General features: G+C 49.0%; 26 protein-coding genes. 21 read left to right on the top strand and 5 right to left on the bottom strand.

What is annotated here, in order from left to right:
* Window positions 1-92 precede the first annotated feature (92 nt).
* The gene (locus tag ACN4EG_RS03035; protein ID WP_431627688.1) at window positions 93-512 is read right to left on the bottom strand and encodes an NfeD family protein; all 420 of its coding nucleotides are present in this window, start codon (window positions 510-512) and stop codon (window positions 93-95) included.
* Between the two features lie 417 nt (window positions 513-929).
* Between ACN4EG_RS03035 and ACN4EG_RS03030 the strand changes: the two genes are divergently transcribed.
* Window positions 930-2,843, top strand: coding sequence for a 4-Cys prefix domain-containing protein (locus ACN4EG_RS03030; RefSeq protein WP_431627687.1), 1,914 nt, complete (start codon window positions 930-932; stop codon window positions 2,841-2,843).
* A gap of 172 nt (window positions 2,844-3,015) precedes the next feature.
* The gene (locus ACN4EG_RS03025) at window positions 3,016-3,240 is read left to right on the top strand and encodes a ferredoxin-thioredoxin reductase variable chain (RefSeq protein ID WP_431627685.1); all 225 of its coding nucleotides are present in this window, start codon (window positions 3,016-3,018) and stop codon (window positions 3,238-3,240) included.
* 48 nt (window positions 3,241-3,288) lie between these two features.
* On the opposite strand, the gene ACN4EG_RS03020 is transcribed toward ACN4EG_RS03025, so the two are convergent.
* Together ACN4EG_RS03020 and ACN4EG_RS03015 are read right to left on the bottom strand one after the other, a co-directional pair.
* Complete coding sequence (locus ACN4EG_RS03020) at window positions 3,289-3,516, bottom strand: hypothetical protein (protein ID WP_431627684.1); 228 nt, start codon at window positions 3,514-3,516, stop codon at window positions 3,289-3,291.
* A 154-nt stretch (window positions 3,517-3,670) separates the two neighbouring features.
* On the bottom strand, window positions 3,671-4,138 hold the full coding sequence (locus ACN4EG_RS03015) for a GNAT family N-acetyltransferase (protein ID WP_431627683.1): 468 nt from the start codon (window positions 4,136-4,138) through the stop codon (window positions 3,671-3,673).
* Between the two features lie 285 nt (window positions 4,139-4,423).
* Here ACN4EG_RS03015 and ACN4EG_RS03010 point away from each other — a divergent pair, with 285 nt between their 5' ends.
* Window positions 4,424-5,065: a diheme cytochrome C gene (locus tag ACN4EG_RS03010; RefSeq protein WP_431627682.1), complete on the top strand. Its 642-nt coding sequence runs from the start codon at window positions 4,424-4,426 to the stop codon at window positions 5,063-5,065.
* Window positions 5,066-5,147: 82 nt separating this feature from the next.
* On the opposite strand, the gene ACN4EG_RS03005 is transcribed toward ACN4EG_RS03010, so the two are convergent.
* Window positions 5,148-5,612, bottom strand: coding sequence for an SH3 domain-containing protein (locus ACN4EG_RS03005; RefSeq protein ID WP_431627680.1), 465 nt, complete (start codon window positions 5,610-5,612; stop codon window positions 5,148-5,150).
* Window positions 5,613-6,126: 514 nt separating this feature from the next.
* Between ACN4EG_RS03005 and ACN4EG_RS03000 the strand changes: the two genes are divergently transcribed.
* The 5 genes from ACN4EG_RS03000 to ACN4EG_RS02980 all read left to right on the top strand — a co-directional run bounded on the left by ACN4EG_RS03000 (window position 6,127) and on the right by ACN4EG_RS02980 (window position 10,848).
* Window positions 6,127-7,179, top strand: coding sequence for a PstS family phosphate ABC transporter substrate-binding protein (locus ACN4EG_RS03000; RefSeq protein WP_431627679.1), 1,053 nt, complete (start codon window positions 6,127-6,129; stop codon window positions 7,177-7,179).
* 683 nt (window positions 7,180-7,862) lie between these two features.
* Window positions 7,863-9,473 carry a B12-binding domain-containing radical SAM protein gene (locus ACN4EG_RS02995; RefSeq protein WP_431627677.1) on the top strand — a complete coding sequence of 537 codons (1,611 nt, stop codon included), beginning with the start codon at window positions 7,863-7,865 and terminating at the stop codon, window positions 9,471-9,473.
* Between the two features lie 400 nt (window positions 9,474-9,873).
* Window positions 9,874-10,092: a hypothetical protein gene (locus tag ACN4EG_RS02990; RefSeq protein ID WP_431627676.1), complete on the top strand. Its 219-nt coding sequence runs from the start codon at window positions 9,874-9,876 to the stop codon at window positions 10,090-10,092.
* A 196-nt stretch (window positions 10,093-10,288) separates the two neighbouring features.
* Window positions 10,289-10,519 (top strand): DUF433 domain-containing protein, encoded by a 231-nt coding sequence (locus ACN4EG_RS02985; RefSeq protein ID WP_431627675.1) that lies wholly within the window; start codon window positions 10,289-10,291, stop codon window positions 10,517-10,519.
* On the top strand, window positions 10,516-10,848 hold the full coding sequence (locus tag ACN4EG_RS02980) for a DUF5615 family PIN-like protein (protein ID WP_431627674.1): 333 nt from the start codon (window positions 10,516-10,518) through the stop codon (window positions 10,846-10,848). The genes ACN4EG_RS02985 and ACN4EG_RS02980 overlap by 4 nt, the downstream gene beginning before the upstream one ends.
* A gap of 33 nt (window positions 10,849-10,881) precedes the next feature.
* Here the strand turns inward: ACN4EG_RS02980 and ACN4EG_RS02975 are convergent, their stop codons facing one another.
* On the bottom strand, window positions 10,882-11,013 hold the full coding sequence (locus ACN4EG_RS02975; protein ID WP_431627673.1) for a hypothetical protein: 132 nt from the start codon (window positions 11,011-11,013) through the stop codon (window positions 10,882-10,884).
* Between ACN4EG_RS02975 and ACN4EG_RS02970 the strand changes: the two genes are divergently transcribed.
* The 13 genes from ACN4EG_RS02970 (at window position 11,012) to ACN4EG_RS02910 (ending at window position 21,205) form a co-directional block, all read left to right on the top strand.
* Window positions 11,012-11,425, top strand: coding sequence for a Uma2 family endonuclease (locus ACN4EG_RS02970; RefSeq protein ID WP_431627672.1), 414 nt, complete (start codon window positions 11,012-11,014; stop codon window positions 11,423-11,425). The two genes, ACN4EG_RS02975 and ACN4EG_RS02970, sit on opposite strands and share 2 nt — an antisense overlap.
* A complete protein-coding gene (locus ACN4EG_RS02965) occupies window positions 11,422-11,589 on the top strand; it encodes a hypothetical protein (protein WP_431627671.1) in 168 nt (55 codons plus the stop codon). The genes ACN4EG_RS02970 and ACN4EG_RS02965 overlap by 4 nt, the downstream gene beginning before the upstream one ends.
* Before the next feature lie 797 nt (window positions 11,590-12,386).
* On the top strand, window positions 12,387-13,883 hold the full coding sequence (locus ACN4EG_RS02960) for an ApeA N-terminal domain 1-containing protein (RefSeq protein WP_431627670.1): 1,497 nt from the start codon (window positions 12,387-12,389) through the stop codon (window positions 13,881-13,883).
* A 282-nt stretch (window positions 13,884-14,165) separates the two neighbouring features.
* Entirely contained in the window at window positions 14,166-14,402 is a 237-nt protein-coding gene (locus ACN4EG_RS02955; RefSeq protein ID WP_431627669.1) for a UPF0175 family protein, read from the top strand.
* 181 nt (window positions 14,403-14,583) lie between these two features.
* Window positions 14,584-14,841, top strand: a complete 258-nt coding sequence (locus ACN4EG_RS02950) for a type II toxin-antitoxin system HicA family toxin (protein WP_431627668.1) — start codon at window positions 14,584-14,586, stop codon at window positions 14,839-14,841.
* Window positions 14,838-15,056, top strand: a complete 219-nt coding sequence (locus ACN4EG_RS02945; RefSeq protein WP_431627667.1) for a type II toxin-antitoxin system HicB family antitoxin — start codon at window positions 14,838-14,840, stop codon at window positions 15,054-15,056. The genes ACN4EG_RS02950 and ACN4EG_RS02945 overlap by 4 nt, the downstream gene beginning before the upstream one ends.
* A gap of 40 nt (window positions 15,057-15,096) precedes the next feature.
* Window positions 15,097-15,300 (top strand): hypothetical protein, encoded by a 204-nt coding sequence (locus ACN4EG_RS02940; RefSeq protein ID WP_431627665.1) that lies wholly within the window; start codon window positions 15,097-15,099, stop codon window positions 15,298-15,300.
* A gap of 106 nt (window positions 15,301-15,406) precedes the next feature.
* On the top strand, window positions 15,407-16,843 hold the full coding sequence (gene gltX, locus ACN4EG_RS02935) for a glutamate--tRNA ligase (protein ID WP_431627664.1): 1,437 nt from the start codon (window positions 15,407-15,409) through the stop codon (window positions 16,841-16,843).
* 170 nt (window positions 16,844-17,013) lie between these two features.
* Window positions 17,014-17,655 (top strand): hypothetical protein, encoded by a 642-nt coding sequence (locus ACN4EG_RS02930; RefSeq protein WP_431627663.1) that lies wholly within the window; start codon window positions 17,014-17,016, stop codon window positions 17,653-17,655.
* Between the two features lie 188 nt (window positions 17,656-17,843).
* Entirely contained in the window at window positions 17,844-18,608 is a 765-nt protein-coding gene (locus ACN4EG_RS02925) for a rhomboid family intramembrane serine protease (RefSeq protein WP_431627662.1), read from the top strand.
* A 119-nt stretch (window positions 18,609-18,727) separates the two neighbouring features.
* Window positions 18,728-19,144 carry a hypothetical protein gene (locus ACN4EG_RS02920; RefSeq protein ID WP_431627661.1) on the top strand — a complete coding sequence of 139 codons (417 nt, stop codon included), beginning with the start codon at window positions 18,728-18,730 and terminating at the stop codon, window positions 19,142-19,144.
* A 523-nt stretch (window positions 19,145-19,667) separates the two neighbouring features.
* Window positions 19,668-20,738 carry a methyltransferase gene (locus ACN4EG_RS02915; RefSeq protein WP_431627660.1) on the top strand — a complete coding sequence of 357 codons (1,071 nt, stop codon included), beginning with the start codon at window positions 19,668-19,670 and terminating at the stop codon, window positions 20,736-20,738.
* Between the two features lie 287 nt (window positions 20,739-21,025).
* Window positions 21,026-21,205, top strand: a complete 180-nt coding sequence (locus ACN4EG_RS02910; protein WP_190575695.1) for a hypothetical protein — start codon at window positions 21,026-21,028, stop codon at window positions 21,203-21,205.
* Window positions 21,206-21,469: the final 264 nt, after the last annotated feature.

The following is a 21,469-nucleotide window of genomic DNA, read 5'->3' as shown; positions in this document are numbered from 1 at the left end:
TGTCAACTAATCTGTCAATTCACCAGTTATCAATTCACCGGTTGCCAATTCGCTGAGCCACTCGCCAACGAAGCGACTAGATAACAAAGCAACTAGCCATGCAGCGCACCTTCTGGCAAAACTAACAAGGTTGTGCCTTGCCGCCCGACGACCAAAACAGATTGCTGAGCCGGAATGGTCACATCGGGATCTTCACACCGAGCTGCCCAGGAATTGCCCTCATAGAGTACCCGTCCCAGCTTACCCGGTAGAATTTCCGTTAACGTTTCGCCCACCTTGTCATCCCATTTCACCATTTTTTTCGGTGGAACCAAGGTGCGGGAAATCCAGATGCCCAGCAAGGACAGTCCAATCCAGAGCCAGACTTCCAGATTGAGCGATAGCCACTGCGCCAAGATTGCCACGAGTAACGCACTAATTCCCATTACCAGGGCAATGTAGGCGGTGGGAAAGACGGCTTCTACTGCACATAGGCCAATGCCTAAAAACAGCCAAAAGGTTTGAGATGCCATAGCTTCAAGAGGGGTTGGAGTTTTTGAGCACTGAGAGGGGTTTGGTATAGTTTGTAGGGCTGATCCAGGACAGGACTGCCTGTGACCGACTAAAGTTCCTAGGGAAATCGGTGGAGGGTCACGCTCTCAACCATCTTTATGTCCCTTGCCTATCGACATATTCACAGCGTTCCCTGGAAATTTCGTAATCTAGACACAAACTTTCGTAATCTAGACACAAACTTTTAGGATTCTGACGATTAGGATTCTGCGGGTTAAAATTCTGCGGGGAAGCGGCAGGGCAAACTTTCTGGCTTTGCTATTCCATCGCCAACGGATGATTCCAGGCATAAACCGTTACTAAACGATTAGTGAACTGTTACGCTGACTGAACTGTTAATAAATTGACCGCCCCGTGCGCTTAAGATTGCCAGTCCTATGAGCCGTTTTGACCTGAAGATTTACTGTACTAATCCCCACTGCGATCGCCCAGATAATGTCGTCGGGGCCAAGGCTTGCGCTAACTGCGGTATGCCCATTACCTACCGTCGGCTGTGGGCGATGGATGGCGGCAGCAAACCCGTGGGCAGCATCGTGGGCAACGGTCGCTATCAGGTGGTAGCTCCACAAATTTGGCTAGATTTGCAACCGGGGATGTTGCCCTACTTACCCCAGGAGCTTCCAGAAACGGTTTTGCCCTACCTGCATCTCTACCCCTATCGGCTCCATGTACCCAATGCGTACGGGTTCTGCCGGGAAGGGGGTAAGGAAATTTTGTTATTAGATAACTGCCCGATCGATGCAGAGGGAACCCCCTACTTAACGCTAGTCCAAGCCTTCGGGCAAGCCAGCGCGGTGCGGCAGGTCTATTGGCTGTGGCAGATGTGGGAACTGTGGCAACCGCTATTGGTTTGGCAGGTGGGCAGTAGCTTGCTCGTTGAAGAGAACCTGCGGGTGCAGGACTGGCGGCTACGGTTGCGGGCATTAACGATCGATGCCACTCCACCCAGTTTGAGCCAGTTAGCAGAGTTCTGGTCAGGGCTGTTGCCGGAATGTCGGCCTACTATTTTGCCCGTGGTTCAAGACATTTGTGTTCAACTCCATGACGAGGATGTGGATCCAGATGCCATTCGTCACCAACTGAATCAATTACTCCTGCAACAGGCGGCTCCCCTATCCCTAGGGTTGCAGGTGTACGGCACAACCGATGTGGGCAAAGAACGGGATCACAACGAAGATACCTGCTACCCCCTCGGTGAAAGTTCACAGATCCAGGATGAGCTATTGCCCCGCTGGTCGATCGTGTGTGATGGCATCGGCGGCCATGAAGGGGGCGAAGTCGCCAGTCATCTGGCTGTCCAGTCGGTCAAGCCGCAGATTAAGGCGCTGTTGGCGGAAATTGCAGAACAGCAGGATTTGGTGCCACCGGAGGTCATTTGTGAGCAATTGGCTGCGATCGTGCGGGTGGCGAATAATTTAATCTCCGCACAAAACGATAACCAGGAACGTCAGGATCGTCGCCGCATGGGCACCACCCTGGTGATGGCCTTACAAGTACCCCAGCGAGTGAAATTAGCCAGTGGCGCGATCGCCAGCAACAGCCACGAACTTTACATCACCAATGTGGGGGACAGCCGCGCCTACTGGCTAACGCCGAGGGGTTTGCATTGCCTGACCGTGGATGACGATGTCGCGGCACGCGAAGTCCGCCTAGGGCGCACAACCTACCGGGATGCCCTCCAGCGTCCCGATGCCGGGGCTTTAATCCAAGCCCTTGGTACACGCGATAGTGAATTTCTTAAGCCGACGGTTAGCCGCTTTGTGGTGGAAGAGGATGGGGTGTTGCTCCTCTGCTCCGACGGACTGAGCGATCGATCGCTTCTAGAGCAATCCTGGGAAAACTTTGCCGATCCCCTGATTCGAGGTCGCATTACCTTAGAAGCTGCGGCTCAAGCTTGGATTCAATTAGCCAATGAGCGCAACGGCTCCGATAATATTTCGCTCGTGCTGACCCGCTTCCAAGTAGGTTCCACCGGGGCCAACGCCTTTTTAAAGACTCCCGGCGGCGCGATCGACGATTCGATCGACGATCGAACGGAAGAACCCATAACCGATGCACCTGTTCCCGATCTAACCCTTTCGGAACCCACGATCGACACAGATGCAGCCTCCTCGACAGAAATTCGCGATCGTCCCACACCTCGCCGCAGACGCTGGATTTGGGGAATACTGCTGTTCCTCCTGTTGGCAACCGGGGGCGGACTCTATGCCTGGTCAATCCTGGATGCTAACGGCTTTAATACCTGGCGCGATCGTGTGCAAACCAAAGGACAGGAATGGTTACCGAAGTAGAGCTTCCAATTGGGCAAGGGCTAGATGCTTTTCTATTGGAACAATCGAGGAGAAGAGCCCTTTCCCAGATCAGAACCGTTGCCGTCTTGTGCAAAGATAGTAAAGCTGTCGATTGTGCAGTCAGGTGAATTGGTCTATGGTAACGACTGCTGAGAGGAACACATCAAAGGCTATGGAAGTTGGGAAGCGCATTCGAGTGAAGAACTCCGTTGTCATTTATCATCACCCAGAGCATCGGAATCAGGGGTTTGATTTAAGTGGGCATGAGGGCGAAGTGATTGCGATCGTTAACAGTTGGCACGGTCGCCCAGTCAGTGCTAATTTTCCCTATTTAGTGCAATTTGGCCCCAAACTGAAAGTCCACCTAGCAGACTACGAAATCGAAGCGATCGATTAAGTTGTAGATCAGCCATTGGGTTAGCTCGAAAGCTAGTTTTAATGTCAATTACAAGCAATCGCGCCGGAAAAATCGAAACAAATTAACGTCACCTTGCATTTTCTGATGTTCTTGCTGGTGGCGTTTTGCCGTTTCTTGGTACCAGGCGTAGTAGGCTTCTAGCTCATCCCGATGGTGTCTTTCAGCATAGAACGCCCGTGTGACCCGGTAGACTTCAAACACTTCCGGTTCGATCGGAGGAGCTTGGCTCAACCAACGCAGAAATTGAGATGACATGGCTCCTCCTGAGAAACCGTAGACACGATCGAGGCTGCAACAAACAATTCCTAACCTCTATCCTAGCGAAGCTGAAGCCCTAGACAGAAACCCTGAACAGAAGCTCTAGACAAAAGCCTTAGACAAAGTAATCAAAAAATTGACCTCGAACTGTTTAACGGCCAATGTCACATTCCATCTCCACCATGGCCGCCTGGGGCAGGCTGAGGGGCTGATTATGCAGCACCATTGTTGTGGTTCCATTGGACTCGAAGCCAATGCGCTCGTAGAACCGCTGCTGATTAGTGGTCATGAGGTAAATCCGCTCCACTGGGTTGACCTGGGGATGGCTCAAAATCGTTTCCACCAGCTTGCGGCCAATCCCGGCACCTTGGTAATCCGGATGCACCACCACATCCCAAATTGTGGCGCGATAGATCCCATCGGAGGTAGCACGGGCAAATCCCATCAGCTGCTCACCATCCCAAGCGGTCACGATCGGTTTACTATTCTCCAACGCAATCGCTAACTCATCAGCCCGCCGATCGCGTGCCCAAAATGCAGCCAAATTAAATAACGCTTGCAGTTTGTCTAAGTCAACAAACTCAGCACCCACCTTTAGTTGCACGTTGCGACAGTCCATTCCAGTCCTCTCCTGAAACAAAAGAAGCGAAGAAGTTGTACGGGTTTTCGCTAAAGTCAGGGAATGGTAAAAATATTTCCAGCTTTGCGATCGCCGCAATCAGCTTTGGCTATGCTCCTGACGTTGGATTAGGTCTGCGGTTGTCTACGACTGGCTTCGACTGAACCCGATCGCCTTGATGACGGTGCTCCTTTTCCCCGTGTCTCCCGTTGATTGTAACGGGAACCTTTACCATAAGCAGTTAGACTCAATTGTCTAGATAGATTTCTGATTTGTGAAGACCCTATGCGAAAATCTTTCCCCGTTGAGCGATCGATTCCTGACATTCCCCAGCGCCGTACTCGACCCCATACGCGCCGGAAATCTGCGGTGATTGGGCTAATGTTGCTGATTATGATGTTTACGATCTTGATGGGGATCGGTTTGGCACAAGCCTTTGAGCCGCAGAAGTTAACAGTGCAGCCTTCTCAAGTTGTTCTGCCCACGGGGTCAACCATTAGCAGCGCAGAAATTAGCACCACAGAAATTGGCACGATCGATCCTGTTCCCGCCAATTTGCAACTGGGTCAAGAACTCTATCTAGAAAATTGTGCCAGTTGTCATATTGCACTGCCCCCAGCGGTGATGCCGACCCAAACTTGGCAGGTGCTGGTTCAGGATCCGCAACACTATGGTGTGACGATCGAGCCTCCCCGAGATCCCAACCGTCGCATTCTTTGGAATTACCTAAAAGCCTATTCCCGACCCAAAGCCGATGACGAGCAAACTCCCTACCGACTGCAAGATTCGCGCTACTTCAAAGCGCTCCATCCCCGCGTGAATCTCCCCAAAAAAGTGAACCTGAGTAGTTGCGTCACCTGCCATCCTGGCGTCAATCAATTCAACTTCCGGCAACTCACTCCAGCCGCAGAGAAAGAAGCTGGATAACTAGCATTAGCCTGATGCCCTGCCAGTTTCCTATTTTTATCCAGCTTCCTACTTTTAGACCGATCGCTTTGTCTCCGGGCAATTACAGTTTTTGTAACAGCCGCGTTGCTGACCAACCTTGGCGAGTGCCATAGGTTACGGGCGACCACTGTTCATTTTGCTTCCACACCGGATTTCCAGTGACACTGACTGCTTGACCACAGGGAATCACAACGATCGGCGTTGTAAATCCTGGTGCTTGCCGTAAATTCAGACCATTCACTCCGGCGTGACAGATGGTGCGGTGGGTAAGCGGAGAAGTCGTTACGGTTTTTGGAGCAACGGCTGGAGTCGTCAGCCCCGTTTGCGTACTACTACCTGTCGGACGATTGACCAGCGTTGGAGCTTGGGATGGGTTGGGACGGTTCATCATTTCAAACAGTGACCCACCGCGTCCAATGTTCTGGCTATACAACAATCCTAGGAGCACAATAGTGGGAACGCCCAAGAGAAATGCAGGAATCAAAAAATCCGACGATCGATGATGGAATAGACGATGGTGTGCCATACGGTAATGCCCCTCATGTAGCAATAGCTGGGTAGCAATAGCTGGGTAGCAATAGCTGTGTAGCGATAGCCGTAGCGATAGTGGGACATTTTTAGTATGACAGTTCAGAAGGCTGACAAGCGTGCTTTACTGTAATTCTTTAAGCACGATCGTAATCATTTTTACTTTTTTGTAAAACTCATTATTTCACTATCTATCTTTACATTCATTTATGCATCTATATATTGATCCATATTTTTATCCACCTGTCTGTCTATCTTATCTGGCATGTTGGGTTGTCTAGAATCTATCCACTACGGCGTGAGAGTATGCAATGGCAGATAGATTGTAATAGCAGAATTTCTAGGAGTTGGAGCAAATTAAGATTCTCCCGATACAATAAAACTGTTTCTCGCTCGGCCTTATCTAAACCTTATCTAAATCTTGCCGATCCTTTGTCTAAACTGGTCTAAGAAAGTTGGCTTATAGGTCTCTTGGGCCAAAGTTGTTGCAAATTTGTCAGATAGGTTGACCTATGTCCCAGAAAAATGATGTCCCTGCATTACTTGGCGCACTCTTGGTTACAGTGGGCGTTGTGGGGGGGGGAATCTGGTGGTTCACGCAAAAATCCGGTCAGAACATTGGACAGGTTTTTCAAAATGGCAGCAATTCCAACCCCAACACAGGGAGCAATAGTGGGAGTAATAATCAGCCTTTGAGTGCGGTGAAGGACGTGCCATCGGGACAGTTCCGCTACGGAGGCAGCACGTCCTGGGCACCGATTCGTCTTTCGGTGGATTCCGCAGTTCAGACAGCCCGATCTGAATTTCGGCTCAGTTACGTCAATCCGGTGGGAGAAGCGGCCAGCACTAGCAGCGGCATCAAGATGTTGTTGAATCGCCAAATCGAGTTTGCCCAAACATCTCGGCCTTTGACTGCTAAGGAACAACAACAAGCGCAACAATTGGGACTGAATTTGACCGAAATTCCAGTTGCGATCGACGGGTTGGCGGTGGCGGTCAATCCCAGCCTGAATATTCCAGGGCTGACGCTGGAGCAGTTGCGGGGGATTTACACCGGGCAACGCACCAATTGGCAGCAGTTGGGGGGGCCTAATATTCCGATCGTGCCATTTTCGCGGAAGCCAGGGTCAGGGGGGACCGTGGATCTCTTTATTGAATCGGTATTAGGCGGGGGAAATTTTGGTTCAGGGGTACAGTTTGTGGAAACGACGACCCAAGCGCTACAACGGTTAGGTGCAACACCGGGCAGCATTTATTTTGCGTCTGCGCCGGAGGTGGTACCCCAATGCACCATCAAACCGTTACCGATCGGTCGCACAGCAGGACAATTTGTGCTCCCCTATCGAGACCCTCTGATTGATAGCAGCCAATGTCCTAGGCAGCGGAATCAATTAAACCATCCAGCGTTCCAGAATGGGGATTATCCATTAACGCGGAATTTATATGTGGTGTTTAAGCAGGATGGGCAACGATCGCAGCAAGCAGGGCAAGCCTATGCCAATCTATTGCTAAGTGGACAGGGCCAAGAGTTATTGGAGCAAGCAGGCTTTGTTCGAATTCGCTAAGGGCAATGATTGAAAGGTAGCCATGGGAAATCATTATTTCGCGAATAATGATTTTGCGTTGAATAAATTAGTTTGATCTTTTGTTGCGTTTAATCGCGACGATCGTGGAAACGTATTAGAACTAAACGTATGACGACATAACCGTAAAGATACGTTCCGTCTAGATCTGTTCCGTCTAGATACGCTCATTGTAGGTACGCTCATTGCTCATTATGGGTATACACACTTCAGATAGGCTCACTCCGGATACACGCATTACATCCAGTGGTCTCCTGTTTGCAGTCTGTGGTCTGCTACCAATCGCCTGTTATCAATAGGTCTGCTATCTCATCCACATTCCACGGGCTGCTTGCACTTGCTGCTTGTATGTGAGTTTGGGGTTTGCTAAGGCTGGATTTTTACGGTTGTCTGGGGCTGGGATTTGGTTGGTTCTTGCCTGACTTGTATGGTTTTTGAGCCCTTGGCATTTGAATAGGAACCCTCTTTAAGTGATGTGAGGGTGACAGTTAGCTTTTTTGATTTGTTTGAATTAATTGGATCGATTTTTAATTGGATCGATTTTCAGCGTTTTTTTCGCTAAATCTAGTTTAGTCATCGTTTATTTCTAAATTTAAATAGACGATCATAGCTGCATTGCATTTTACGTTGTTTGAAGCATCATTCAAAACTCATTCATGTGCTCTATGAAAGCGTTATTACTGTATCCTAAGTTTCCTCAAACCTTTTGGTCCTATGATGCATTTCTGAAGCTAGCAGGATTGAAAGCAAAGATTCCGCCCCTTGGTATTATCACAATTGCTGCGTTGTTACCCCAGGATTGGGAAATTCGATTTTACGATCGTAACGTTAGCGAAGATACGGAGCAGGACTGGGCTTGGTGTGATTTGGTGATTATTTCGGCGATGTGGGCGCAGAAGGATGATTTTGTTGCGCAGATTCGTAAAGCTGTGGCCCTGGGCAAAAAAGTGGCCGTGGGTGGCCCCTATCCCACATCGGTACCAGAACCAGCCCAGGCAGCGGGTGCCCATTATTTAATTTTAGACGAGGGCGAAATTACCATTCCTCAGTTTTTGGCTGCCTTAGAATCGGGAGCAGAGGAAGGGATTTTTCGAGCGTCGGAAAAGCCAGACGTTACGACCAGTCCTTTGCCTCGGTTTGATTTACTGAAACGGGATGCCTACTTAATGATGGCGATTCAATTTTCCCGTGGCTGTCCGTTCCAATGCGAATTTTGCGATATTACGGCGCTGTATGGTCGTAAGTCGAGAACGAAGGAACCCCAACAGACGATCGCGGAACTGCAACGACTGTACGATTTAGGCTGGCGGGGATCTGTATTCATTGTTGATGATAACTTCATTGGCAATCAACGCAACGTGAAACGGTTGTTACGGGAACTGATTCCTTGGATGGAAAAACACCGTTATCCATTCAGTTTCTGGACAGAGGCTTCTTTGAACCTGGCAGAGGATGCTGAGCTATTAGCTTTAATGCGTCAGGCGGGTTTTTATGGCGTTTTCCTAGGCATTGAAACGCCCGATGAAGAAAGCTTGAAGGTGACGCGCAAGTTTCAAAATATGCGAAGCCCGTTGGTGCAAGCCTGTCAAACGATTAATGATGCTGGGTTGTTCATCTATGCTGGGTTCATTATTGGCTTTGATGGGGAAACGGCGGGGGCAGGGCAACGCATTACGCAATTTGTGGAGGAAACAACGATTCCTCAACCGATGTTAGGCATTTTGCAGGCACCGCCGAATACGGAATTGTGGCAGCGCTTGAAACGGGAAAATCGTCTGCGGGAAGGGACAGGTGGCGAAGAAACGGGGGATCAAAATTGCTTGATGAATTTTGTGCCGACGCGCCCGATCGCGGAGATTGCCCAGGAATATTTGGAGGCGCTTTGGAGGATGTATGATCCGCCCACCTATCTCAAGCGTTGTTTAGAGCATTGTTTACGAATTAATCCCAATCCGGTGTTGAGGCACACGGCGCTTTTGCCCCTCGATCGACGGTTGCGCTTAATGGTCAATCTTTTCTGGTTACAAGGGTGGCAACGGCGGGAAATTCGGGGACAATTTTGGCGGCAATTGTGGCAGATTTGCTGGCAGCAACCGCAGCTAGTAACGACCTATTTGGGGGCTTGTGCGGCGGGGGAACATTTTTGGGAATATCGGGAGTTGGCGCGGGAACGGATTACGGCGCAGTTGGGGTTTGACCCAATGACGAGCGAGCGAACCACGCCGCAGACAACTGGTTATGCGGAGAATGCCGTATTGGAAAAGGCGGTTGTCTGACGGGAAGCTGTTGGGGTGCCTGGAAGGAGATTTCTGGCAGCTTAGCGGGATTAGAGTCAGAGATACGGGTGCTAGATGATACCGATCGATTTTTTAGCCTACGGATTGACAGCGCAGCTAGTTGTCCGTAGGCTGGTTTTTCATAGCGATCGCCATGGACATCCTTCTTTCGCGAGACGGTTTGTTATGAGGCGTGGGGTCGTTAGGTTCCCGAAAATTTAGGCCACTACCTGGGATTGCAGCCACAACCCCAAGTAGCTATTCCCCCTCGCTGCGTAACCAGCAAGGCGGCTTGTTGAGAATTTTAACATTCGATCGAGCCACTCTTGTTTGTGATGTCAAACGGGGTGGCTCTAAATTTTTGGGCTTTCTTCCGATGCACAACAGGAGAAGCTCAATTATGGCGAAAGATTCTAGCGATCGGAATGATCGTTCAGTTCAACATGGAAAACAACGCTTGCAGATCCACTTAATCGGTCATCCAGAGTTCGTACAGGATACGATTAATCAACTGCATGCCCATCGCATCGCAGATAGGCTTCATTGGAGTGAACCGATGCCGATCGTGCATTCCGACGGGCAATACATCAGCATCCTCAGTCGCGAACGTCAGCGTTAACGGTTGAAACCTGAGTGTCCCATAGGTTGCGTAGGTTGTTCTGTAGCCTGTGGGTTCCTCAATGTTTCAGTTGCTTTCCCACTTTTAACATTTTATGAGCGGAGATATTAGTTTAGGAGAGACGCTATACTGAAAGCAGTCTGCCCAAGATCTTCAGTTTTGGGTGCAGTATAGATATTTACGACTTACTACAACTATGAACTACCGAAACTTTATCACAATTGAACCGAATAAACGGGGTGGGAAGCCCTGCGTACGTGGTTTAAGAATTACAGTTTATGAGGTACTTGAGTACCTGGCTTCCGAAATGACCGAAGCAGAAATTCTCGATGATTTTCCAGATTTGACACGAGAAGATTTAAAGGCTTGTATTGCTTATGCGGCCGATCGTGAGCGTCGAGTTATGATCGCGCCCTTATCTGCATGAAGTTACTGTTTGATGAAAACTTGTCGCCCAAGCTACCGAGCCGTTTGAGTGATCTTTTCCCAAACTCACTTCACGTTCGAGATATAGGCATGCAAGCAACTGTCGATCCTATCGTTTGGGATTATGCAAAAGACAATGATTTGATGATTGTCTCAAAAGACGCAGACATGCACGATCTGAGCTTATTATTTGGGAGTCCACCCAAAGTTATTTGGCTTCGTTTAGGGAACTGTTCGACTTTGCAAGTTGAAAGTTTATTACGTCAAGATTTTAATGCAATCAAATCATTTTATGAAGATGAGAACTTATCGTTGCTCGCTTTATCATAATGCTCCGGTGGCTGTGAATTTTTTGTAGGATTTTTACAGCTTGAACAGGCATAGCTGCGATCGCTGTAAGTTTACCCACACGAGGACGGCCCATAAACACAATCGAATTTTGGGATTGCAGGAGATACATCGATCGATGTAGCCCAGAAAAAGGGAATCAACCATGACTCAGGCTCTCGAATCCAAAATCTACACCCCCGATGAGTATCTTGCCCTTGAGCTTGCTTCAGAAACCCGCAGTGAGTACCGCAATGGAGCCATTATTCCCATAACCGGGGGAACCCCAGACCACAATGAAATCGCAATTAACCTAGCATCCCTGCTCAAATCTGCATTGCGAGGCAAACCTTACCGGATTTTTGGTGCTGACCAACGCTTGTGGATTCCCGATCGCAACCTCTACACCTATCCTGACGTCATGGTTGTGGAAAAACCGCTGCAACTGCAAACCGGGCGAAATGATACTGTGATAAATCCCTGTTTTTTAGCTGAAGTCCTAGCCAAATCCACACAAGACTATGATCACGGTGAAAAATTCTCTGCCTATCGATCGATAGCTTCCGGGAATATCTCTTGATCGATCAGTACAGTATCCACGTAGAACACTACGTCAAGACAGCCGCTAATCAATGGCTCCTTTCTGAGTACAGTGATCCAACGGTTACACTGTCATTGAATACCGTAGAAGCACAAGTCGAAATCATGACCCTCTACGAAAATATTGACATTGATGGGGTTTGAATCCGGAGGAGCGATCGGGGCTATCCTGTCAACAGTGGTCTACTGTAGGTGATTCCGAGAAGGCAAACGATGATGACTTGCATTCCAATGGTTAATACATTAACATCCTCAGTTGCGAACGTCAGCGTTAATGACTGAAGCGTTGATAACCTGAAGGTTTCGTTAGTTGTTTTGTGACCGTGGGTACCTCAATACTACAGTTGGTTTTCTATTTTTTAAAATTTATAAATAGAAAAAATGTCTTTAGAGCAATACTCCGGACACTTTTTGGAACGGAAGCTGAAACCTGCATTCCACCGTTGGCATTCGACCTCACTGAGAGGGCTAAAACCCGCATTCTACCGTTGTCGATTTAAAACTGTCCGGACTATTGTTAGAGGGAACGTTATACTAAAGTGACTCCACTTAAGATTCCGAGCTGGAGTGCTAGGCAGATTAAGTTCCATCTACCAAGAAGGAATGCTGTATCTAATATTGATAATCAATGCCTGCTATTGATCTACAAATGGATGCTATTGACCTACATTGTTTTAGTAAACGCGATAGCTTTTATTTAGGAACCCATATGTCTGAATAGTCTGAATAGATTGCCAAAGATGAATTGTCTTTTTTTAGTAAGTCTCAAGGACTTTGTTGCATGAATACCTCAAACCCTTGCGCAGCAAGGATCATTAATTGGGTGCTCTTATTGAGAAACACTTCTGTAGCAAGACTTTCAGGCGAAAGTCGGACTATATTATGCAACAAAGCCAGTCTCAAGTATTAGGTAATTGTTTGAATTTGGAGCAAGGGCATTAGTGACACAAGAGTATGAAGGGTTTAAGAAGGCAGGGATCTTCTCATTCACGAACGAAATAGAACTCCAGGGCGAACTGTGTTTGAAGGGAGCAGCAACGACCCTCGTCGTATATTCAAGCTCATCCTTCGATTGGCACATGAATCTCGATTGGTATACGAATGTAGATATTTTTGGGATTTTCTTTGATCGATCGAAAGTGTCACTAATCAACTGTGTCACGATGTCAAGTAGCTCTGCAACACGAGATAATGAGCTCTATAACTTCTCCACTATTTTTCCTCATTTCGCTATCTTCGGTGATCAACATATTAGTTCCTCTTGTCAGATAATCCGTGAACTAAGCTTCACTGTCAATGATGCAGCAGCATTATTCCATGATTTTGATGCCTTTGGCTTAGTCATTGATGCGAAGCCGTACATAGAAGACATCGTTGAGACTAGAGCAAAGCAACGAGGTGGAAAAATCGAGATTGGAGAATACCCGCAGATTTTTTACTTTACAGGTAAGTATGAGATATTTAGTATTGATACAGCCCTTGGCAAAATCTCGGCGACGCATTGCCCATCATATCAATCACCAAGTCCAAAAGGTATATACGTTGCTAATTCAATCAAAATTAATATTGCATTCTACTCTTGCAAGTCTATCGATGAAGCAATCACAAGCGTACTGGATGTTTTAAAGTTCCTGGAAATCATTGCAGGTAGACCACAGAATATTTCTGACTTAGTCTTTTTGCCTGTGAGCACCCAAGATCATCTTAAGCCTCTTAAAGTTTATTGGTGCATGCCACCACAGTATGAACATGATGGCATCTCACGTGAGCCACATCCATTTGACCTGCCTTTACAAGCAGCTATTAACTCGGATGAATTCGGCAATGTTCTGAAGCGATGGATGGAACGACATAACGAGTGGAGAGATGCTAGAGCCCGATTTTCTACAGCATTCGCCTATCAGAACAGTTACAATATCGACCGCATTATTGGTGCAGCTAATATGTTTGATATACTTCCTGCATGCGCATACCCGGAATCAGTCACCTTATTGCCCGACCTTGCTGAAGCCCGAGACAATGCACGCAAAGCGTTTCGAGCCCTACCTCCCAGTCCAGAGCGAGATAGCATTTTGGGTGCATTAGGACGAATAGGTAAAGCCTCATTGAAACGCAAGGTTCGGAGCCGTGCCAAGTTAATCACGGATGTTGCCAGCGAGCGATTTCCAGATCTTGAATTAGTTGTAGATCAAGCTATTGACTGCCGGAATTACTATGTTCACGGATCAAATACAAAGATCGATTACAGCATGCACTCTGCTCAGGTTCAGTTTTTTACCAATACTCTGGAGTTTATCTTTGCAGCCTCTGACCTTGTAGAATCAGGTTGGGACATTACAACCTGGATCAAACGAGGCTCTACAATGTCTCATCCATTTGCACGATATTGCTTCAATTACTCACAGATGCTTAGTGCCTTGAAGAAGCTACTCGAGTAAGAAGGAGTATGCTGCATAAGTCGTTGTTGGAGCAGACAAATTGAAGATCCCTGGGAGAATCAAGAGCTGTCGGCAGCAAACTAACGGTCAAGTTAGGCAGTTTAGTTATCGCTTGTAACTGATTCAGAATAAAGCATACTTGCTGCTACTTTTAAAGTTGGCCAGGAATGCTTCACCAGAAACACGTATAGGTAATATAGGCAATCGAAATTTGTAATAGGTATACAGTTACTGGAAAAGCTCGATAAACTTAGCGAAACCCCCGATCGAGGAGCCTAACCAATGCAAATCACGATCGACCTTCCCGACGCACTAGAAATCAGTGAGGCAGATCTCCGCACCGAATTGGCAATCTCACTGTTTCAACAAGAACGCATTACCCTCGGTACGGCCAGTCAACTCGCAGGCTTGCATCAAATTGAATTTCAGCAACTCATTGCCAGTCGTGGAATCTGTGTCCATTGCGATGTTGAAGATCTAGAACAAGACCTCAAAAACCTGCGCGAGGACGGCTGGTAATGATTATTGTCAGCAACACCTCACCGATTAGCAATCTGATCATCATCGGTGAGATTGCGCTATGAAAAAGGTAATCACAATAACATGCACAATACGCCGAAACTTTCAAGTATAATCAAATCAGGTTTAAGTTAAGGCTGTCTAAGTTCGGTGAGTGCAAACGTTATGCGACCTCAAGACCTTGGTAGAACAGCATCAGCACCACATAATATTCATGCCCAGAAAGATTCGAGAGTTGAAAGCTCAGATTGCACGCGACGGATTTGTTTACTTGCCCAAGCGCGGCAAAGGTAGCCATGAACGTTGGCGGCATCCCCTGCTTAGACAAACACTGACAATACCAGGTAAGGATGGAGATGATGTACCACTCTATTTAGAAAAACAACTGGAAAAATTGCTTGCTGCACTGGAAGCGTTAAGGGAGGACAAGGAGTCATGAATCGATACAGCATGATTGTTCAGTGGTCCGACGAAGATCAGCTTTTCTTGGTCACAATCCCAGAATTTGCTGATCTTGTTGTGATGCCTTGCACTCACGGAAAAACTCGTAAAGAAGCCATTCATAACGGTGAAGAAGTTATTGAAATGTACTTAGAGGCTTGGCAGGCAGAAGGCGAACCCATTCCGGAACCCAGGACGCTTCAGGTTGCTTAATTGACAGCGTAAAATCAAGCCATAATCTCATGCAACAGCTATGCCAAAAACGCTTTGGGCAACGGTTCGGCAAGGCAAGATTGAGCTATTGAAGTCAGCAGAACTACCGGAAGGGGCCAGAGTGCTGGTGACCGTTTTACCTGACGATGAAACGGAATTTTGGCTGCAAGCAAGCCAAACCTCACTTAATGCAGTTTGGGATAACACTGAGGATGATGTATATGCCCAGTTACTCCAAACATGACGTTACCCTAGTAAAGTAGTCTCTTTCATCCCCCACTACACCCAAACGCAACCGATCCCTTTAGAATGGGGAATGCACAAAAATTGGGTTTTACAAACGGTCTTCTATGAGCGTTCGAGTTCGCATTGCACCAAGTCCCACCGGAAACCTCCACATCGGTACCGCTAGAACCGCCGTCTTTAACTGGCTCTACGCACGGCACCAAGGCGGCCAATTCATTCTGCGGATCGAAGACACCGATCTAGAACGATCGAAGCCCGAATACACCCAAAACATCCTAGAAGGCTTGCAATGGCTCGGCTTGAACTGGGATGAAGGCCCCGTTTATCAAACCCAGCGCACCGAACTGTACGCCCAAAAAATCCAAGAACTCCTCGAAAAAGGGCTAGCCTACCGCGCCTACGACACCCCCGAAGAACTCGACGCCATGCGGGAAGCCCAAAAAGCCCGCAACGAAGCCCCCCGCTACAACAACCGCCACCGCAGCCTCGCCCCAGAGCAAATCGCCGCCTACGAAGCCGAAGGCCGCACCGCCGTCATCCGCTTCAAAATCGACGACGATCGGGAAATCACTTGGAACGACCTCGTACGGGGCCAAGTCACCTGGAAAGGCCGCGACCTCGGCGGAGACATGGTGATTGCTCGCGCCGCCAGTGCTAGCACGATCGGCGCACCCCTGTACAACTTCGTCGTCGTTGTCGATGACATTGACATGGGCATTACCCAAGTCATTCGCGGCGAAGATCACATCGGCAACACCCCCAAACAGATCCTGCTCTACGAAGCCCTCGGTGCAACCGTTCCCGAATTTGGCCACACCCCCCTGATCCTGAACCAACAGGGCGCAAAACTCTCCAAACGGGATGGCGTCACCTCCATTTTCGACTTCAAAAAAATGGGCTACACCGCCGAAGCGATCGCCAACTACATGACCCTCCTGGGCTGGTCGCCCGTGGAAGGCATGGACGAAATTTTCACCCTCGACCAAGCCGCCAAAGAATTCAGCTTCGATCGGGTCAACAAAGCCGGAGCCAAATTCGACTGGGACAAACTCAACTGGATTAACGGTCAATACCTGCACAAAATGCCCGCCGCAGAGTTGACTGACTTACTGATTCCCTACTGGCAGGAAGCGGACTTTGCCTTCGACCCCGTCGCCGATCGGGCTTGGTTAGAGCAACTCACCGCCGTGATTGGCCCCAGCCTCAGCAAACTGTCCGAAGCTATGGACATGACCCGCTACCTGTTTGTAGAAGCCGTTGAGCCCACAGAAGACGCGATCGCCCACCTGAAGCAAGACGGCGTCACTGCAGCCCTGCAAGGCATCCTTGATGGCCTCCCCGCAGAACCCCTCACCCAAGACAGCGCCAACGCCCTCATCCAATCCGTCGTCAAAGGCCAAGGCGTCAAAAAAGGATTGGTCATGAAATCCCTGCGGGCAGGCTTAACCGGATCCCTTCAAGGCCCAGACCTAATGCAATCCTGGCTGCTCCTGAACCAGAAGGGTTGGGATCGCGCTCGACTTAGCACCGCGATCGGTTAAGGATCTCGATCGGTTAAGCATTTTACCAATGCCTCGAAAAGCCCATTGCGTGGATGCGAATCATCCCCAATGGGCTTTTTTTGTCAGAATTCGTCTAGAAACCAGAAATTCAATCAAGTTTCAGTAATTTTAGTGAATATCCTCTTGGCATCTCCCCACTCAGAAATGTTATGCAAGAGGCAGTCCATCATTCACTTGAATTCTCGATCGGTTCCATGCTGAAAAAACTCAATTGGTTGGCTCCTGCTTTGTCGATCGCGCTTTTCACAGGCGTTGGCAGCGCGATCGTCGGCACAACGACGGCTCAACCCACATTTGCGCAGTCTAATGCACAGTCTAAACAGTCCATCTGGAAAACCTTTTCACCTACGGGTGGTGGATTTTCCATCTTGATGCCCGGAAATCCAAAACAAATCTCCCAGCCTTTAAAAATTCAAACTGGAGACACGGTTGAGCTAATTGGTTATGCGACCGATCTTGGCCCCAAACAAGGGATGTATATGGTCACGTATGCAGATATGCCCTTTGCAGCCAGTAAGGAAAGTAAACTCAGCCAACAAGCGTTGGATGGTGCAATGAATGCTGTTTTGGGTAAGATTCAGGGCGAGTTAGTCTCCCAGCAATCCTTCGCGTTGAAGGGTTATCCAGGTCGTGAAGCCACCTTCCGTATGAATGGCAATATCACTGGGAAAATTCGCATGTTCCTCGTCGAGAATCGGTTCTATCAACTCTTAACACTCACGGCTCAAGAAAAAGCAACAGCCAAGAGTGTCAGCGGCTTCTTCAATTCTTTTAAGCTGGTCAACAACTAACTCTAGCTTGCTAGAAAACTCAACCGTCGTCGGGTTGTCAGCAGCTGTGTTTCCTCGGGAAGGGGTGTGATCTCACGATCGTGCCCCTTTCTTCTATTTCGCCAACAAAATGTATCCCCTTTGAGAGTCTTGTCGCCAAAGGAAATGCGTTATCCTCCAGTTATCCTGTGCATTGGGGATGAAAGATTGTGTTTCCGATCGGTGATGAAAATCCAACCCGCAGAACGGCCTACGTTACCTACGCGATCATCGCAATCAATGTCGTGGTCTTTCTGTATGAACTAGTATTGCAAAATCAAGCGATCGTGACCCCCAGTGGCCGACTTCTGGGCAGTGCCCTCGATTATTTTCTACGGGATTGGGCCGTGGTTCCCCTGCAACTGACCGCAAGCTTCGTCGGTGAACCCATTCCCCACTTACAAGGCGTCCTCAGCGAACCACCCGAATGGATTACCCTGATCACTTCCCAGTTTCTGCATGGTGGCTTCGCGCACATTTTGGGAAATATGCTGTTCCTCTGGATTTTTGGCAACAACATCGAAGATAAATTGGGCCACAGCAAATTCTTGGTGTTTTACCTCACCTGCGGCGTTTTGGCTGGCTTGACCCAGTGGTTTTTCTCCTCCACCTCCACCATTCCCTCCCTCGGAGCCAGCGGCGCGATCGCCGGAGTCCTGGGCGCTTACATCCTCCGCTTTCCCACCGCCAACGTCCGCACCGTGATCCCGATCGGGATTTTCCCGTTGATTTTTAACGTTCCCGCCTTCCTTTACCTGGGCATCTGGTTTATCCAGCAAGCGATCTATGGCGTAGGCAGTCTGGCACAGTCCAACATCGGGATGCAAAGCGGTGGGATTGCCTACTGGGCCCATGCAGGCGGCTTTGTCTTCGGTGCAATTCTAGGGCCATTACTGGGACTGTTTCAAAAAGAAGAAGACGAACCCATTTACTAACCCCTAGGCACTAGAATCTGGGATCCCCTTGCTCGAGGGGGACACCGCACTGGATAATAGACCCAAAGCTTGCTGTTTTGTAAGAGAAAATCTCTGAATCAAACCTTCAGGAGTCATACATGGGCGGTCTGATTAATTTCTTCAAAAGTTTAATTGGTGGAATCTTCGGCTTTATTGGTGGGCTGTTTGGTGGCAAAAAGGGAGCCGAAGGCTTCTATATGGATGCCGGGGAATCTGCTCCCAGCGAATCTACCGCAGCAGCAGCCCCCGCAGAAGCCGCTGCTACGGAAGCAGCCCCTGCAAACGCAGGTAGCGCACGGGCCGCTAAGCTAGAAGCACTGAACAAGGCTAAGGCAGACGCAGCCCCCGCCGCAACCCCTGCGGCAACGCTCAACTTGCCTGAACCCACCGTGACAGAAGTGAAAGAAGTTGCCTTTGCAACGAAATATTTGACTCCGATGGCGACTGGCAGCCGTCGTCGTCCCGGCCCCAGCTTGGGTGCCTTCCGTGACATGGCAAAGTCGATGAAGGCTTAGGCGAGACCAACGCTTACACTCGATCGACTTCTCTGCGATCGCGCGATCGCTGTTATCACAACTATCAAGAACGAAAGCTGTTTTAAGACTGAATTGTTTGGATTGACCGCTACCCCCCAAGGGTTCGTCAACCACTAAGTCGAATTGTTAATAATCTTGAATCCAGTGCTGAGTAGTTTGACTATTCAGCATTTTTTATGCAGATTTAGTCCCTATTATTTTTTGTAGTGATTGTTTTATAGGCTAAAGGGAATCGAAGTGAGCGGCGTGACGACTCCTCAGGTCAGGGCTTTCCACAGTCTGCATACGTCACACCTGTCTCAATTTACGTGCAACTTCAGATGACGGGGGCGATCGTTCCCTTCGATGGTAGGAATCCAATCCTGGTGCACTCACGTATTGCTGATCACTCATACCACCACTGATGCCTAGCGCAAGGGCTTGATGTCTAGCGCAAGGGCTTGATGTCTAGCGCAAGCACGATTTTTTCTTCAGCAAGTAACTAACTTTTATCACTACAACCATGCAAACTGTAGTACAGCCACTGCCTTCTACGATGCCGCTCCCCCATCCGTCTGATGGGAATGCACAGCCTCCTCAGATGCTCCTCAGTCAGATGATCACAGGGTATTGGGTGTCACAATGTCTCTACGCTGCTGCAAAACTCAATTTGGCCGATCATCTAAAAGACGATCCCCGATCGGTCAGTGAGCTAGCCACTGCAACCCATGCCCATGCCCCTTCGCTGTATCGATTGCTGCGGGCGCTGGCCAGTGTGGGCGTGATCCTGGAAGGGGAAAGTCAGACCTTCACTTTGACACCCTTGGGATTCTATCTGCGCAGTGATGCACCCGGATCGGTCGCGGGGATGGCTTTGATGATGGGCGATCGAGAGCACTACAACAGTTGGGGCAATATCGTCCACAGCGTTATGACGGGGGAAAGTGCCTTTGAGAATCTCTTTGGGATGCAGATCTTCGATTACTATGCCCAAAATCCACAACCCGCACAGATTTTCGATCGGGCAATGAGCAGTTTTTCGGCCCAGGAAATTAGCGGTGTTCTGAGTCACTATGATTTTTCGGGCATTGGCACTTTGGTCGATGTGGCGGGGGGCCATGGCAGTTTACTGACCTCGATTCTGCAAGCCTATCCCACCATGCAGGGTATTTTGTTCGATCTACCCGCCGTCATTGCAGGGGCGCAGTCCGTGGTCGCTCAAACGCCTGTCGCCGATCGCTGCCAATTGATTGCCGGGAGCTTTTTTGAACCGTTACCCACCGGAGCCAATGCCTATATCTTGAAGCACATCATTCATGACTGGGATGATGCCCGATCGATCGAAATTCTCAAGCAATGCCGCACAGCCCTGGCAGACAACGGCAAAGTGCTGGTGGTGGAGCAGGTGATCCCGCCGGGGAATAAGCCTTTTATGGGGAAATTATTAGATGTCAATATGCTGGTGATGTGTCCCGGTGGTAAGGAACGCACCGCTGAGGAGTACGAACAACTCTTTGCAGCCGCAGGGCTAAGACTGACTCGAATTGTTCCAACACCAAGCATGGTGAGCGTGGTGGAAGGCGTACCAGCTTAGATGCTGCTTAGATGCTTGCTCAGTCAGGGGAATTTAGGCGAGCTGACTCTGGGGATCACCGTGATCCCTAACTGCCCCTGAAATCCCGATCGTGGATTGTGGTGTTGAGGCGTGAGGGAAAAATTCGATCGGTCAGAGCGGTTAATGGCCGGAGTCCTGTGATAGGATTACTATTTGTGTGAATTCGTCGGCTGTTAACTCCTGGACAATATCAGGTATCCAAGAGTTGAGACTCCAGCTTGCGTCAGGCTTAATGTCGCCACCGATATTGTGATAGAGGAACCAACATGGCAAAGCGCCGCAATCAAAAGAAAGAAAAAGCACTCCGTAACCTAGCCTACGCTCGTAAGTTCCGTAAGCGGACTAATACCGGTCGTCATGGTCGTCGCCGCTTTGATGATAACCGCCTGGATGAGCAAGAACAGGAAGCTGGAAAAGGTGGGGCTGAAGAAGCAACTGCTGAGTAATCGTAGATTGCGTCGCGGGTGGTCAGGATTCTATCCGCGAGTCCCACTGGCTAAATTAAATCTATTGATAGCAAAAGGGATCCGCGATCGTGGATCCCTTTTGCTATGGTTGAAGAGAACGCCTTTCGCGATTCACTTTGCCTTTTGCGATTCACTTTGCCTTTTGCGATTCACTTTAACGTCAGGTCACCAGCAAAATTGGCCCTCCTAAATTCCCGGTGCTGGGACGGAGAAATTCCCTGGGGTGTCGGGGAACTTCTCCCC

The organism is Alkalinema pantanalense CENA528 (assembly GCF_050753345.1).
In the GTDB taxonomy this organism is placed as follows: domain Bacteria; phylum Cyanobacteriota; class Cyanobacteriia; order Leptolyngbyales; family Leptolyngbyaceae; genus Alkalinema; species Alkalinema pantanalense.
The sequence above is the reverse complement of the archived record's forward strand: the minus strand, read 5'-3'. Positions and strand labels throughout refer to the sequence as shown.